Raw genomic sequence first — 13,558 nt, 5'->3', positions numbered from 1 at the left:
CGTGGCCAAGGTGACGCGGGATGATGTGGCAAAACTGGCGGGTACCTCGACCGCCGTGGTGAGTTACGTCATCAACAACGGACCGAGGCCGGTCGCCCCGGCCACGCGCGAGCGGGTGCTCGTCGCGATCAAGGAGCTGGGGTACCGCCCGGACCGGGTCGCCCAGGCGATGGCGTCCCGGCGTACGGACCTCATAGGACTGATCGTGCCGGACACCCGGCAGCCGTTCTTCGCGGAGATGGCACACGCCGTCGAGCAGGCTGCCGCCGAGCGCGGAAAGATGGTCCTGGTCGGCAACGCCGACTATCTCGACGAGCGCGAAGTGCACTATTTGCGCGCCTTTTTGGGGATGCGGGTGGCCGGGCTGATCCTGATCAGCCAGGGGCCCAGTGAGCACGCGGCGGCCGAGATCGACGCCTGGGACGCCCGGGTGGTGCTGCTGCACCGGCGGCCCGACGCCATCGACGACGTGGCCGTGATGACGGACGACGTCGGCGGCGCGCAACTGGCGACCCGGCACCTGCTGGAGCACGGTCATCCGTACGTCGCCTTCCTCGGCGGCACGGAGCAGACCCCGAAGTCCGGCGACCCGGTGACCGATCACCTGGAGGGCTGGCGCCGGGCGATGGAGGAGTCCGGAAAGTCGCTCGAAGGGCGTTATTTCCAGGCGCCGTACAACCGTTACGACGCCTACCGGGTCGCTCTGGACCTGCTGGCCGGTCCGGACCGGCCGCCGGCCATCATGTGCGCCACCGACGACCAGGCGATCGGCGTCCTGCGGGCCGCCCGCGAGCTGCGCATCGACGTACCGGGCGAACTGGCGGTGGCCGGATTCGACGACGTCAAGGAAGCCGCGCTGACCGACCCGCCGCTGACCACGGTCGCCTCCGACCGGGAGGCGATGGCGCGGGCGGCGGTCGACCTGGTGCTGGACGACGGCCTGCGGGTGGTCGGATCGCGGCGCGAGCGGCTGCGGCTGTTCCCGGCCAGACTGGTGGTCCGGGGGTCGTGCGGCTGCGGCCCGGCCGCCGCCGGCGCGGTGCCGGCCGCCGAGCGCGCCGCCCGCGGCTGATCTTCCTTACACCGGGCATACCTACTTCTGTCGGGCCTCTCAGGGCGTTCTCAGACGGTTCTCATGGTCGGCTCGCACAGTCGGGTACATGACCGAAACCTACCGCCGCAGTGGCGACGAGACTCCTCAGCACCAGGGTTACGCCCACGGGCCGCAGGCGCAGGGCGGGACGAGCGGGACGGGTTACCCGCCTCCGCCGCCCCACCCGCCGTACGCCGCGCCGCAGCCGGCGGCCGGCACCCCCGAGGGCCCCGGCACCCCCGGCGGCACCGCCGGTTTCGGCGGCTCGGGCGGTCCGGGTGGACCGGACGGCCCCGACAGCACCGGCGCCCCCGCGCCGCGCCGCCGGGCCCGCCGCCCCGTCGCCCTGATCGCCGCCGTGGCGCTCGCCTCCGGTCTGATCGGCGGCGGCAGCGCCGCCCTGATCGGCAGCGCCACGGACCGGCCGCAGACCAACACCACCACCCCGGCCGTCAACGCGGGCTCCGCCAAGAGCAGCGGCAGCGTCTCCGCGGTGGCCAAGGCCGTCACCCCCGCGATAGTCGAGATCAAGGCGCGGACGGCGAGCGGCGAGTCCACCGGCTCCGGCGTGGTCATCACCCCGGACGGCGAGATCATCACCAACAACCACGTGGTGGCCGGCGCCTCCTCGGTCGAGGTCACCTTCAGCGACGGCACCAAGAAGCAGGCCGACGTGGTGGGCACCGACCCGGACAAGGACCTGGCCCTGATCAAGGTGAAGGGCGCCAAGAACCTCACCACCGCCTCGCTCGGCAACTCCGACAACCTGGCGGTCGGCGACGAGGTCGTGGCCATCGGCTCCCCCGAAGGGCTCACCGGCTCGGTCACCAGCGGCATCGTCTCCGCCCTCAAGCGCGATGTGACGGTCCCCAAGGACGACGGCCAGGAGCGGCAGCCGCAGCGGGGCGGGCCGGGCTGGCCGTTCGAGTTCGGCGGCGAGCAGTACAACGGCGACACCGGGCAGTCGAAGACCACGTACAAGGCCATCCAGACCGACGCGGCGCTCAACCCCGGCAACTCCGGCGGCGCGTTGATCGACATGAAGGGCCAGGTCATCGGCATCAACTCGGCCATGTACTCGCCCAGTTCCGCGCAGGGCAGCAGCTCGGCGGGGAGCGTCGGCCTCGGCTTCGCCATCCCGATCAACACCGTCAAGGCGGACCTCGACAACCTGCGGGCGGGCGGCAGCAACAAGAGCTGAGACGGCGGCCCCCCCTCCTCTCCCCTTCCCTCTCCTTCCCCCGCCCCGAACCTCACGCACGAGAGGACCCCCATGGCCAGCAAGATCACCGTCCCGGTCCACCGCGCCCGCCGTGCCGTCGCCGCCGTCATCGCCTGGAGCGCGGGCGCGAAGCGGCACAGCGCGGGCGTGCTGACCGTCGACCACGGCGCGGACGCCCGTACCGGCCCCGCCGACCTGGACCTGGCCCTCGACCTGGCCGAGGCCGACGCCCGGGTGCGGCCGGCCCGCGCCGGGCGTCCCACCGAGGTCGCGGCGGTCGCGCGGCCGCGCCCCAAGCGGGGCAGCGCGGCGGGTACGGCCCGGCCGCCCCGGGCCGCCGCCCGGAGATGACCGGCGCGCCCGCCCACCCCGGCGCCGACCCCCGCGCACCGGGCGCCGTGCGGACCACCGACGAGACCGTGCCGAGCGACGTACCCCGGCCGCCGGCGTGCGAGGCTGACATGCTGGACCGCGGAACCCCCGGTCAGCCGCCCACACCCACACCCGAGGTAGTCACAGCGATGAGTCCCGCCGAGCACGGTGACCAGCCCGCCCGCATCCTGATCGTCGACGACGAGCCCGCCGTCCGGGAGGCGCTGCAGCGCTCCCTCGCCTTCGAGGGCTACGGGACCGAGCAGGCCGTCGACGGACTCGACGCGGTCGAGAAGGTCGCCTCCTACGACCCCGAACTCATCGTGCTGGACGTGCTGATGCCCCGGATGGACGGGCTGACCGCCGCCCGGCGGCTGCGGGCGAGCGGCGTGACCGTACCGATCCTGATGCTGACCGCCCGGGACACGGTGGGCGACCGGGTCACCGGGCTCGACGCGGGCGCCGACGACTACCTCGTCAAACCCTTCGAACTGGACGAACTCCTGGCCCGTATCCGCGCGCTGCTGCGCCGCACCTCGTACGCGGCGGCAGCCGGCGCGCAGCCCGCCGAGGGGGAGGCGCTGACCTTCGCCGACCTGCGGATGGACCTGGCGACGCGGGAGGTGACCCGCGGGGGGCGGCAGGTCGAGCTGACCCGTACCGAGTTCACCCTGCTGGAGATGTTCCTCGCGCACCCGCGCCAGGTGCTCACCCGGGAGCAGATCCTCAAGGCCGTCTGGGGCTTCGACTTCGAACCGACCTCCAACTCCCTCGACGTGTACGTGATGTACCTGCGCCGCAAGACGGAGGCGGGCGGCGAACCGCGGCTGGTGCACACGGTGCGCGGCGTCGGGTACGTGCTGCGCTCCGAGGGCGGCGCCGAATGAGCCACGTGCCCGCCCAGGGCGGTACCGCCCCGAGCGGCGGTGCGTGGCGGCGCCTGAAGGAGCGCGTCGTGCACCGCTACCGGCTGCTGCCGCTCCGCTCCCGGCTGGCCCTGCTCACCGCGGTCGCCGTCGCGCTGGCCGTGGCCGCCTCGGCGGCCGCCTGCTGGCTGGTGACCCGGGACCGGCTGACCGAGCAGTTGGACGAGACGCTGGCCAACCAGACCGTGTCGGCCAGCATCGTGCAGGCACTGGGCGACAAGTGCACCGGTTCGCTGCCCGGCAACGTCTGGCTGGGGGTGCCGACCGACTACACGATCCAGATCGTGACCCCCGACGGCAACGTCTGCACGTCGTGGTCGAAGACCGCCATCCCCGCGCAGAAGGCGGACGTGGACGTGGCCAGGGGTCTGTCCAAGCAGTCGTTCCACACCACCCGGACCGACGAGGGCAAGGAGATGCGGGTCCTCACCCGCTCCTACGGAGGCCCGCTGACCGACCGGTTCGGCCCGCAGGTCGCGATCTCCGTCGCGACCCCCATGGACCCGGTCACCGACCCCCTCAACCAGCTCGCCCTGATCCTGCTGATCGTCACCGGCGTCGGTGTCCTCGGCGCCGCCACCGCGGGCCTGTGGGTGGCCCGGGCCGGACTCAAACCCGTGGACCGGCTCACCGAAGCCGTCGAACACGTCGCCCGTACGGAGGACTTGACGATCCGCATCCCCGCCGAGGGCGAGGACGAGATCGCCCGCCTCTCGCGCTCCTTCAACTCCATGACCGCCGCGCTGGCCTCCTCCCGGGACCTCCAGCAGCAGTTGATCGCGGACGCCGGGCACGAACTGCGGACGCCGCTGACCTCGCTGCGCACCAACATCGACCTGCTGGTACGCAGTGAACAGTCCGGCCGGCAGTTGCCCGCCGAGGACAAACAGGCGCTGCTGACCTCGGTGAAGGCGCAGATGGGGGAGCTGGCCGCACTCATCGGCGACCTCCAGGAACTCTCCCGCACACCGGAAGCCCGGCCGGGCGGCGCGGCCTCCGTACCGGTGGTCGCGCTGCACGACGTCGTGGACTCGGCCCTGCGCCGCGCCCGGCTGCGCGGCCCCTCCCTGGACATCACCGCCGAGCTGGACCCCTGGTACGTACGGGGCGAACCGGCGGCCCTGGAGCGCGCGGTGGTCAACCTGCTGGACAACGCGGTCAAGTTCAGCGCGGCGGACGGCGCCGTCGAGGTCGCGCTGCACAAGGGCGAGCTGCGGGTACGCGACCACGGCCCCGGCATCCCGGAAGAGGAACTGCCGCACGTGTTTGAACGCTTCTGGCGCTCGCCGTCCGCCCGCAGCCTGCCGGGCAGCGGCCTCGGCCTGTCGATCGTGGCCCGTACGGCCTACCAGGCGGGCGGCAGCGTCGAGCTGCGGGCGCCGGCGGGCGGCGGCACGGAGGCGGTGCTGAGCCTGCCGGGGGCGGCTGCCCCGCCGCCGGAGCTGCCGTAGCCGGTGGCCGGTGGCCGCGGGCCCCCGCCCCGTGGCCACCGGCTACTTCTTGCCCTTCGCCGCGCTGCCGATCGGCAGCCCGGAGCCGGTGATCCGCACCCGGATGCCGTCCTTCTCCACGGAGATGTCACGCAGCCGCACGTCACCCGGCGTGTCGGGCAGCCGGAAGGACAGCGACAGCCGGTCCGCCAGTTGCGGCTTGGTCAGCCCGGACAGCGCGCCCAGGATCTTCGGGTCGATGCCGACCTTCTGGAGCAGCCACGGGTGGTCGACCACGACATCGACGAGGTTGACCTGCATGAGCTGCTCGATGAAGCGCGGCGCGCCGGTCAGCTCGTGCAGCTTCTTCTCGTTGCGCAGCGCGTCGTCGATGGCCTGCTGCGGGATGCCCAGGCGCTCCGCGATGGCCGGCACCGCCAGCAGCGACTTCACCTTGGCGGCCTGCCGGCTCACCTCGGCCGCGGCCTTGCGGGTCAGCCGCAGCCCCTCCTCCTTGCCGGTGCCGGGCCGGTAGACGGCCACGTCGGCGATGTCCAGGCGCATCTTGCCGATGTCGGTGGAGATCCCGCGGTCCCCGGCCTGCCGGATGTGCGCCTCCGCCCGTACGCGCAGCTCGTGCCCGGCGATGGGGAGCTGTCCCACGGCCCGTACGGAGTTGGGGCCGAGTTCGCTGAACCGGACCTGTGAGGCGCCCAGTTCCCGGTTCATGTCGTCGAACGACAGCAGTACGGTGCCCTGCACGGAGCCGACCGTCGCGCCGGTGAGGGAGGCGGGCAGGTCGCCGTCGAGCCGTACGTCCCGCGCGCTCGCCTCGACCTTGGCCAGCGACACCCGGTCGGCCGCCAGGTCCGGCACGGTGACGTCCACCCGGTCGAGCCGCTTGCCGAGCACCTGCGTCAGGAAGGGGAAGCCCTTGATGTCGACTTCCGGGTTGGCGTTCAGGTGCAGGGAGTTCTTCAGCTGCTCCTCGGCCTTGTTCTGCGCGTACAGCACGGCGAACCGGTCCGAGAGCGCCAGGAACGCCCCACACACCAGGAGCGCGATCAGCAGTTTCACCGTCTTCGACACCGCCGCGAACCGCCTGATCCCGCGCTTGCGGCGGCGGTGGTTCGGCGGCGTCCAGGCGTGCGGGTCGTCCTCGTCGGAGCGCAGGCCCAGGCCCAGCGGATCGTCGCTGTCGTCGCGCTCGTTGAGGTAGGTGCGCCGGGTGAGCGGCGCGACGCCCGTCGTCCCGTCCGCGCCGGGCTCCGGCTCGGGGTCGGCCAGGGCGGCGAGGTCCGCATACGGATTGATCTTCTCGAACCGCGCGGTGTCGCCGGTGCCGCCGGTATCACCGGTACCGGCTGTACCGGCCGTACTGCCCATATCGCCCGTGCTGCCCTGTTCGTCACGCGTGGCCGCGGTGGGGGACCGCCGGTCCGCCGCTGCCGTCTGCGCTGGTGTCCGTGGTTCCGATGGGTCCGGTGTGGGGGAGGGGTTCGAGGAGGGTGAGGGTATGCGTGTGGGGATGCGCATCAGGACATCCCACCACGGTGACGGCCCTCGAACGCAAGTCCTACTGGCGGTAAGTGAGGTATACGCGGGCTTGTCCCGTCCGCTTGGCCGGAACCCGCCGGTGCCGGCGCCCGGGAATTCCCGCCGTGGCCAGGCGTTGACCAGTGTCGGCACTCCTGTGTCAGTACGCGTACGCCAGCACTCGTACCACGCCTCCTGAAAGGGCGCAGCGATGATCGTAGTAACCGGGGCCACCGGCAACATCGGCCGGAGTCTGGTCGGCCGACTCCTCGCGGAGGGCGCCTCCGTACGGGCCCTGACCCGCGATCCCGAGCGGGCCGGGCTGCCGCCCGGCGCCGAGACGGTACGGGCGGACCTCACCGACCCGGCCGCGCTCGACCCGGCCCTGCGCGGCGCCGACGCGCTCTTCCTCAACCTGGCCGCGGGCGGCGGCGACGCGGGCCCCGCGATCGTCGAGGCGGCGGTGCGGGCCGGCGTGCGCCGCATCGTCCTCAACTCCTCGATAGCCGTCACCGACGGCCCGGAGGACGACGACAACTTCGTCTCGCGTATGCACAGCGTCGCCGAGCGCGCGGTCCGGGCCTCCGGCCTGGAATGGACCTTCGTGCGCGGCGGCGCGTACGCCACCAACGCGCTGATGTGGGCCGAGGAGATCCGGGACAGCGGCGTGGTGCGCGACCCGCTGCCGGACGCCGTGACCTCGCCCGTGCACGAGGACGACCTCGCCGCCGTCGCCGCGGTGGCCCTCCTGGACCGTACGGGCGCCCACACCGGCCAGGCGTACGTGGTCACCGGCCCGGAGGCCCGCACCAGGGCGGAACAGGTCGCCGACATCGGCCGCGTCCTCGGCCGCCCCACCCGGCTGGAGGTGGTCTCCGCCGAACAGGTGGCCGAGGAGCGCGCGACACCGGTCCTGCCCAAGGAAGCCCTGCTCGAACTCTTCGGCCTCTTCGCCACCACCGTCGGCACCACCCCGCCGATCACCGACACCGTTCAGCAGGTCACCGGCCGCCCGGCCCGGACCTTCGAACAGTGGGCCCGGGACCACGCGGCCGACTTCCGCTGATCCGCGCGGCGGTCCGGTCGTCCGCACCCGAAACCGGGCCCGGGGGGCAAGCCGGAACGCGAGCGGCTTGCCTTCCTTCCCGCGCAGGCCACAGGAGTTGTCAGTGGTGGCTGTCAGACTGCGGTCATGACTGACAACGCTGTTAAGGGACCGGCCAGTTACTTCCCGTCGATCGAGAAGAAGTACGGGCGGCCGATAGCCGAGTGGAAGGAGCTCCTGCGTGCGTCGCCGCTGAGCAAGCACATGGAGCTGGTCGGCTGGCTCAAGGGCGAGCACGGGATGGGGCACGGGCATGCCGACGCGCTGGTCGCGCACACCCTGGTGGAAGCCAAGGGGGAGTAAAGGCCGGGCGGGGCGGCGTCCCGTCAGAAGCCGACCCGCGTGCGGTCGTCGATGCGGGCGACCGACTCCTGGCCGAAGCGCTTCATGTAAGCGGTGCGGATCTGCTCGATCTTGGGGTTGCCGGGGCCGGACTGGGAGGTGGGGTAGAGGAGGATCAGTTCGTACGAGCGCTCGCGCTCGATCGTGCCGTGCGCGTCGCGGTACTGGCCGTACCCGTCCTGGACGGTGAGGCCGTCGGGGAAGCGCGGTGTGACGAACTGGTCGACGAAGGCGTGGAACTCCTTGTCGGTGACCTGCGGGCCCCCGTCGGGGCGGGCGGTGCCGAACAGGAGGCTGGTCTCGATGTACGGGCGGCCCTCCACGGACTTCTGGGGCGCTGCGGCGGCCGTGCGCGCGGGCCGGTCCTCCTCGGCCAACGCCGCGTACGCGGTGGGGGCTCCGGCGCCCAGGAGCGCCGCGCTCAGCACGAGCGCGGCCAGGCGAAGCCGGGAGCGGGCGGGGGACGTGCGGGGACGGGAGTCCGTCGGCATGGGCGTGCCCTTCGAGCGGTGGGGGCCGGGGAGAGATGCGCGATCGCCGAGGGTAGCCAGGCGCCGGTGCCGGCGCGCTGTCCGTTCTGGACATCCCGTGGCGGGCGGGGTGGCCCCGCAGGCGGGGAGTGCCGGGCGGACGGCGTACGGCCCGGCGGCAGCACCCCGCCGGGCCGTACGCGAAGCCGCCTGTGCCCGTTACTTCACGACCCTGATCCGGTCGGCCTTCGGCGGCGCGAGCGGCGCGGCCGCCGAGGAGTGCGCCGTCAGGTACGCGGTCAGGGCGTCCAGGTCGGACGGGCCGACGTACTTGTCCTTGCCCTCCTTGAGGACGGTGAAGCCGTCACCGCCGCCGGCCAGGAACTCGTTCATGGCGACGCGGTAGGTCTTCGCGGGGTCGATCGGGTCGCCGTTCAGCCGCACCGAGTCCTTGACCACCCGGTCGGCGCCGGACCTGGTCAGGTCCAGGGTGTAGGTCAGCCCCTCGGACACCTGGAGGATCTTCGGTGACGCCTCGTTCGCTCCGCCGACCTGCTGCTGGAGCGCGGTCAGCAGTTGCGCGCCGGTGAGGGTGACGACGTCGGTCAGGTTGGTGAAGGGCTGCACGGTGAACGCCTCGCCGTACGTGACGACGCCGTCCCCCTCGCTCCCGGACGCCTTGTAGGCCAGGTCCGAGCGGATTCCGCCGGGGTTCATCAGGGCGAGCTGCGCACCGCCCTTGTCCGCGGCCCGGGTGGCCTCCAGTTGCGCGTCGGAGATCAGGTCGCCGAGCGGCGACTCCGGGGTCGCCGCGCCGCGGCCGGGGATGTCCGCGGTGACGTGGCCGACCGGCTTGTCCGCCACCGGCGCGGCGAGCTTGTTCCAGCGCTGGATGAGCGCGGTCATGTCCGCGGCCTTGGGCTGGGCGCGGTGCACGACGTGGTTGCGCGCGGCGGCCGACTTCACCGACGTACGGACGATGTCCTTGGTACGGCGGTCGTACGTCAGCGTCGTGTCCGTGTACAGCTTGCCGAACGAGGCCGCCGAGGTGACGGTGCGCGGCATCCCGGACGGGTCCGGGACCGTGCACGCGTACGCCTGGTGGGTGTGGCCGGTGACCAGCGCGTCCACCTTCGGCGTGACCTTCTTGGCGATCTCCGCGATCGGCCCCGAGATGCCGGCGCCCGGCCCGGGGCTGTCGCAGTCGTAGTCGTACGCGGTGGAGGCGGGCAGGCCGCCCTCGTGGATCAGCGCGACGATCGACTTCACGCCCTGCCGGTCCAGCTCCTTGGCGTACCGGTCGATGGTCTCGGCCTCGTCGTGGAACTTCAGGCCCTTGACGCCGTTGGCGCTGACCACGTCGGGCGTGCCCTCCAGCGTGACACCGATGAAGCCGATCTTGACGCCCTTGTGCTTCCAGACGGTGTACGGCTTGAGGATCGGGCGGCCGGTCTTCTCGTCGGTGACGTTCGCGGCGAGGTAGGGGAAGTCGGCGCCCCGGAAGCGCTTGCCCTTCTCGTAGCAGCCCTCGGTGGGGTGGCAGCCACCCTTCTGGAGGCGGGTCAGCTCGGCGCGGCCCTCGTCGAACTCGTGGTTGCCGACGGAGGTGACGTCCAGGCCCAGCTTGTTCATGGCCTCGATGGTCGGCTCGTCGTGGAACAGACCGGAGAGCAGCGGGCTGGCGCCCACCATGTCGCCGGCCGCGGCGGTGACCGAGTACGGGTGGCCCTTGCGCGCCGTACGGAGCGCGGTGGTCAGGTACTCGACACCGCCCGCCTCGATCTTCTTCCGGCTGCCGTCGGCCTGCTGCTCCTCGACGGTGCCGGCGGAGCCCTGCGGGGGCTCCAGGTTGCCGTGGAAGTCGTTGAAGGAGAGGAGCTGCACGTCGACGGTGCGGGAGGCGTGGCCCCCGCCGTGGCCGTGCCCGTGTCCGGTGTGGCGGGCGTGGGCGGCGGTGGCGGTGGCGGCGGGTTCGGCGCCGGCCGGTGCCGCGGCCGTGATGCCGACGGCGGCGGCGAGCACCGCCGCTCCTACCGTCAGTCTGCGCGTCGTGCGCCGCCGCTGCGGTCTCGGTGACATGAGGAGGGTCTCCCTTGTGGGCTGGTGTCCGAGCGGACGCAGCCTACGGTCAACGCGCGTAGCGGAACAGGGGTGACAGCTGACGGACCGGTGTGCATCGGGTGTACCGGAGCCCGGGCCGTACCCTTCGGAGCATGACTGACGCAGCACAGGACAAGGGCCGGACGGGCCGGCGGGTCGAGGTCACGGACGAGCTGACGCCGGACGCGGCCGCCGCCGCCCTCGCACTGATCGAGCAGGCCGCGGCGACGGACGGGCAGCCCGCCGTGTCCGAACAGGGGCGCCTCCAGCTGCGCGGCGGGCGGCGCGAGGGCGTACGGCATCTGCTGCTGTACGTACCGGGCGGGCCGGACGACGAGGCCGGGGTGCTCGCCGGGTACGCCCAGTTGGAGGACACCGATCCCGTGGAGGCGCCCGCCGCCGAACTGGTGGTGCACCCGTCGCACCGGGGCCACGGCCACGGCCGCGCGCTGGGCACCGGACTGCTGGAGCAGTCCGGCCGCCGCCTGCGGGTGTGGGCGCACGGCGGCCACGCCGCGGCCCGCCACCTCGCCCAGACCCTCGGCATGACGCTCTTCCGCGAGCTGCGGCAGATGCGCCGCCCGCTGAACGGCCTGGAGCTGGCGGAGCCGGTGCTCCCGGAAGGCGTGTCCGTACGGACCTTCCAGCCGGGCAGCGACGACGCGGCGTGGCTGGAGGCGAACGCCGCGGCCTTCGCCCACCACCCCGAGCAGGGCTCGCTGACCCAGCGCGACCTGGACGACCGCAAGGCCGAGCCGTGGTTCGACCCCAAGGGCTTCTTCCTCGCGGAGCGGGACGGCCGGCTGACCGGCTTCCACTGGACCAAGATCCACGCCGCGGAGGGCCTGGGCGAGGTGTACGTGGTCGGTGTGCGGCCGGACGCGCAGGGCGGCGGGCTCGGCAAGGCGCTCACCGCGATCGGGCTGCGGCACCTGGCGGGGCAGGGCGTACCGACGGCGATGCTCTACGTCGACGCGGACAACGTGCCCGCCGTGACCGTCTACGAGCGGCTCGGGTTCACCACGCACGAGACGGACCTGATGTACCGCACGGAGACGTGAGCGTACGAAGGCGTGAGCACGTCGGGTCGTGAGCGCGCGGCGACGTGAGCGCACAGAACACGTCCTCGCCTGTCGTACAGAACTCGGCGCTACGTTTTCCCTACGGGGACAGACCTCGAACTCAACCGATCGTTTGCCGCCGTGAAGCGGTCCAAGGGCGCCGCCGTTCCGTCCTCCGGCCCGGCGGCGCCGCACGTCCCGCTACCCTCCCGGCTGAGTGCCCGCACTCGGCGCGCCCGAATGCGGAGCGCCGGCACGGCCGGGCCGAAACGGCGGCAGACGTAGGAGAGTTCCTTGCCCTTCCATGCCGAAGAGCACACCCGGATCGTGCCGGTGGAGCGCCTGCGGCCGGGGGACCACGCCTTCGCGAGTTACGCGGACGAGGAGTCGCGCTGGTCCACGATCGGCTCGTTCACGCAGACCGGCATCACCCGCGGGGAGCGGGTACTGCTCTTCGCGGACCCCGAGGTGCCCGAAACCACCGTGCTGGAGCACCTGGAGGCGTACGGCCCGCCGGTCGGACCGCCGCTGGAGCGCGGCCAGTTGAAGCTGCTCACCATGGACCGGATGTGGCGGCCGCGGGAGATCTCGGTGGAACGGCAGATGGCCGGGCTGCGGCGGGAGGTCGAGGAGGCGCTGCGCGAGGGGTACCCGACGGTCCGCAGCGCCATCGACATGGCCTGGGTGGCGGCCTTCGGCGCCGACGTCGAACGGGTCCTGTGGCGGGAGAGCAAGGGCTGCCACTACCTGTTCACCGACGCGCACTACACCGAGATCTGCACGTACGACGAGACCCGGTTCAGCGGCGACGTCCTGGACCGGGCGGCGGCCGGCCACCCCACCGCCCTGCTGAAACGCCCCGGCACGCTGCTGGCCCTGCCGATCACGGAGCCCGGCTCCGGCACGTACGGGCTGCGGCTCGTCGGCGAGGCCGACCTGTCCACCCGTGAACCGTTCAACAACGCCCTGCGCCGTATCGCCGACTCGGCGGAGCCGCGCGTCGTCCTGGACCTCACCGAGCTGTCCTTCCTGGACGTCTACTGCGCACGGGCCGTACTGCGGCTGGCCGCCGAGGGCGGCAGACGTGTCGTCATCCGGTGCGACGGCATACACGCCCACACGTTCCTGCTTCTGGGGGCGCTCGACATCCCGCAGCTGACCGTGGAAGGCGAGTGACGCATGGGACCGACGACCCAGGGTTCGCCCGCCGGGGGCCCGCAGAGGCCGCCAGGGCCGAGCGTGCACCTCGCCGCCGACCACTGCCTGGAGGCCGACTTCACCTCGGCCGACCTGCCGCGGCTGCGCGTCGCGCTCGGCGAGTACGCCGCACGCCTGGGCCTGGCCGGGAACCGCCACAACGCCCTGCTGCTGTCCGCCAACGAACTGGCCGACAACGCGGTCCGGCACGCGGGAGGAGGCGGTCTGCTGAAGCTCTACCGCAGGGGGACGCTGGTGTGCTGCCGCGTCTCCGACAGCGGGCCGGGCTTCGACGCGTCCGTCATCCCCGAACGGCCGCCCGGACTGGCGGAGTCCACAGGCTGGGGACTGTGGACCGTACGCCGGCTCACGGACGGCCTGGAGGTCGGCCCGGGCAGCGGCCCCGGCCCGCGGGGCGCCGTCGTCACGTGCTGCGTACGACTGGCGTCCGCGGCGGACTGAATGCAGGACGGGCCGCTGTACGGGATCACCGGGCCGCTGTACGGGATCGCCGGTCCGTTGACGGCCCGGGCCGCCGAGCACGGCACCACCGTCGTGATGTCCCCGCACGCCCGCGCCGGGCTCGGCGGCCGGCCCTGCCCGCCGTGCGGGTGCTGCGGCCCCGCTGAACGGGTGATTCCGTGGCCCCGGTCCGGCCCTCAGCGATCTCACGCAGACCCCGGCCCGCGTGCCCTGCAACCACT

Annotated in this window: 13 protein-coding genes; 10 read left to right on the top strand and 3 right to left on the bottom strand. The window is 72.8% G+C overall.

The window, feature by feature from the left end; genetic code table 11:
• Position 1 precedes the first annotated feature (1 nt).
• The 5 genes from AB0A97_RS36900 (at position 2) to AB0A97_RS36880 (ending at position 5,064) form a co-directional block, all read left to right on the top strand.
• On the top strand, positions 2–1,072 hold the full coding sequence (locus AB0A97_RS36900) for a LacI family DNA-binding transcriptional regulator (protein ID WP_361158898.1): 1,071 nt from the start codon (positions 2–4) through the stop codon (positions 1,070–1,072).
• A gap of 88 nt (positions 1,073–1,160) precedes the next feature.
• Complete coding sequence (locus AB0A97_RS36895; protein ID WP_361158896.1) at positions 1,161–2,294, top strand: trypsin-like peptidase domain-containing protein; 1,134 nt, start codon at positions 1,161–1,163, stop codon at positions 2,292–2,294.
• A gap of 72 nt (positions 2,295–2,366) precedes the next feature.
• Entirely contained in the window at positions 2,367–2,666 is a 300-nt protein-coding gene (locus AB0A97_RS36890) for a hypothetical protein (RefSeq protein ID WP_361158893.1), read from the top strand.
• Between the two features lie 170 nt (positions 2,667–2,836).
• Positions 2,837–3,574, top strand: a complete 738-nt coding sequence (locus AB0A97_RS36885) for a response regulator transcription factor (protein ID WP_361158890.1) — start codon at positions 2,837–2,839, stop codon at positions 3,572–3,574.
• Positions 3,571–5,064: a HAMP domain-containing sensor histidine kinase gene (locus AB0A97_RS36880; RefSeq protein WP_361158887.1), complete on the top strand. Its 1,494-nt coding sequence runs from the start codon at positions 3,571–3,573 to the stop codon at positions 5,062–5,064. Before AB0A97_RS36885 ends, AB0A97_RS36880 begins: the two co-directional genes overlap by 4 nt.
• A gap of 42 nt (positions 5,065–5,106) precedes the next feature.
• Here the strand turns inward: AB0A97_RS36880 and AB0A97_RS36875 are convergent, their stop codons facing one another.
• Positions 5,107–6,429 (bottom strand): DUF2993 domain-containing protein, encoded by a 1,323-nt coding sequence (locus AB0A97_RS36875; protein ID WP_361158884.1) that lies wholly within the window; start codon positions 6,427–6,429, stop codon positions 5,107–5,109.
• Positions 6,430–6,790: 361 nt separating this feature from the next.
• On the opposite strand from AB0A97_RS36875, the gene AB0A97_RS36870 reads away from it, so the two are divergent.
• Positions 6,791–7,645 (top strand): NAD(P)H-binding protein, encoded by an 855-nt coding sequence (locus AB0A97_RS36870; protein ID WP_361158882.1) that lies wholly within the window; start codon positions 6,791–6,793, stop codon positions 7,643–7,645.
• 126 nt (positions 7,646–7,771) lie between these two features.
• Complete coding sequence (locus AB0A97_RS36865; protein ID WP_361158879.1) at positions 7,772–7,987, top strand: DUF4287 domain-containing protein; 216 nt, start codon at positions 7,772–7,774, stop codon at positions 7,985–7,987.
• 23 nt (positions 7,988–8,010) lie between these two features.
• Here the strand turns inward: AB0A97_RS36865 and AB0A97_RS36860 are convergent, their stop codons facing one another.
• Both AB0A97_RS36860 and AB0A97_RS36855 read right to left on the bottom strand, forming a co-directional pair.
• Positions 8,011–8,517, bottom strand: coding sequence for a DUF3574 domain-containing protein (locus AB0A97_RS36860; protein ID WP_361158876.1), 507 nt, complete (start codon positions 8,515–8,517; stop codon positions 8,011–8,013).
• A 198-nt stretch (positions 8,518–8,715) separates the two neighbouring features.
• Complete coding sequence (locus tag AB0A97_RS36855; protein ID WP_361158874.1) at positions 8,716–10,575, bottom strand: bifunctional metallophosphatase/5'-nucleotidase; 1,860 nt, start codon at positions 10,573–10,575, stop codon at positions 8,716–8,718.
• A 134-nt stretch (positions 10,576–10,709) separates the two neighbouring features.
• On the opposite strand from AB0A97_RS36855, the gene mshD reads away from it, so the two are divergent.
• The 3 genes from mshD to AB0A97_RS36840 all read left to right on the top strand — a co-directional run bounded on the left by mshD (position 10,710) and on the right by AB0A97_RS36840 (position 13,316).
• The gene (gene mshD / locus AB0A97_RS36850) at positions 10,710–11,657 is read left to right on the top strand and encodes a mycothiol synthase (protein WP_361158872.1); all 948 of its coding nucleotides are present in this window, start codon (positions 10,710–10,712) and stop codon (positions 11,655–11,657) included.
• A gap of 294 nt (positions 11,658–11,951) precedes the next feature.
• Positions 11,952–12,833, top strand: a complete 882-nt coding sequence (locus tag AB0A97_RS36845) for an MEDS domain-containing protein (protein WP_361158869.1) — start codon at positions 11,952–11,954, stop codon at positions 12,831–12,833.
• 3 nt (positions 12,834–12,836) lie between these two features.
• Positions 12,837–13,316 (top strand): ATP-binding protein, encoded by a 480-nt coding sequence (locus AB0A97_RS36840; protein WP_361158866.1) that lies wholly within the window; start codon positions 12,837–12,839, stop codon positions 13,314–13,316.
• Positions 13,317–13,558 lie beyond the last annotated feature (242 nt).

It is taken from the genome of Streptomyces sp. NPDC045470 (genome assembly GCF_040646595.1).
Classification (GTDB): domain Bacteria; phylum Actinomycetota; class Actinomycetes; order Streptomycetales; family Streptomycetaceae; genus Streptomyces.
Note: the sequence above shows the minus strand (reverse complement) of the source record. Positions and strands in the feature narration are given on the sequence as shown.

Bases quoted from the DNA above. Each gene is read 5' to 3' on its own strand.
- AB0A97_RS36875 (WP_361158884.1), bottom strand. From the start codon at position 6,429: ATGGGCAGTACGGCCGGTACAGCCGGTACCGGTGATACCGGCGGCACC.
- AB0A97_RS36860 (WP_361158876.1), bottom strand. From the start codon at position 8,517: ATGCCGACGGACTCCCGTCCCCGCACGTCCCCCGCCCGCTCCCGGCTT.
- mshD (WP_361158872.1), top strand. From the start codon at position 10,710: ATGACTGACGCAGCACAGGACAAGGGCCGGACGGGCCGGCGGGTCGAG.
- AB0A97_RS36890 (WP_361158893.1), top strand. From the start codon at position 2,367: ATGGCCAGCAAGATCACCGTCCCGGTCCACCGCGCCCGCCGTGCCGTC.
- AB0A97_RS36840 (WP_361158866.1), top strand. From the start codon at position 12,837: ATGGGACCGACGACCCAGGGTTCGCCCGCCGGGGGCCCGCAGAGGCCG.
- AB0A97_RS36865 (WP_361158879.1), top strand. From the start codon at position 7,772: ATGACTGACAACGCTGTTAAGGGACCGGCCAGTTACTTCCCGTCGATC.
- AB0A97_RS36895 (WP_361158896.1), top strand. From the start codon at position 1,161: ATGACCGAAACCTACCGCCGCAGTGGCGACGAGACTCCTCAGCACCAG.
- AB0A97_RS36885 (WP_361158890.1), top strand. From the start codon at position 2,837: ATGAGTCCCGCCGAGCACGGTGACCAGCCCGCCCGCATCCTGATCGTC.
- AB0A97_RS36870 (WP_361158882.1), top strand. From the start codon at position 6,791: ATGATCGTAGTAACCGGGGCCACCGGCAACATCGGCCGGAGTCTGGTC.
- AB0A97_RS36880 (WP_361158887.1), top strand. From the start codon at position 3,571: ATGAGCCACGTGCCCGCCCAGGGCGGTACCGCCCCGAGCGGCGGTGCG.
- AB0A97_RS36855 (WP_361158874.1), bottom strand. From the start codon at position 10,575: ATGTCACCGAGACCGCAGCGGCGGCGCACGACGCGCAGACTGACGGTA.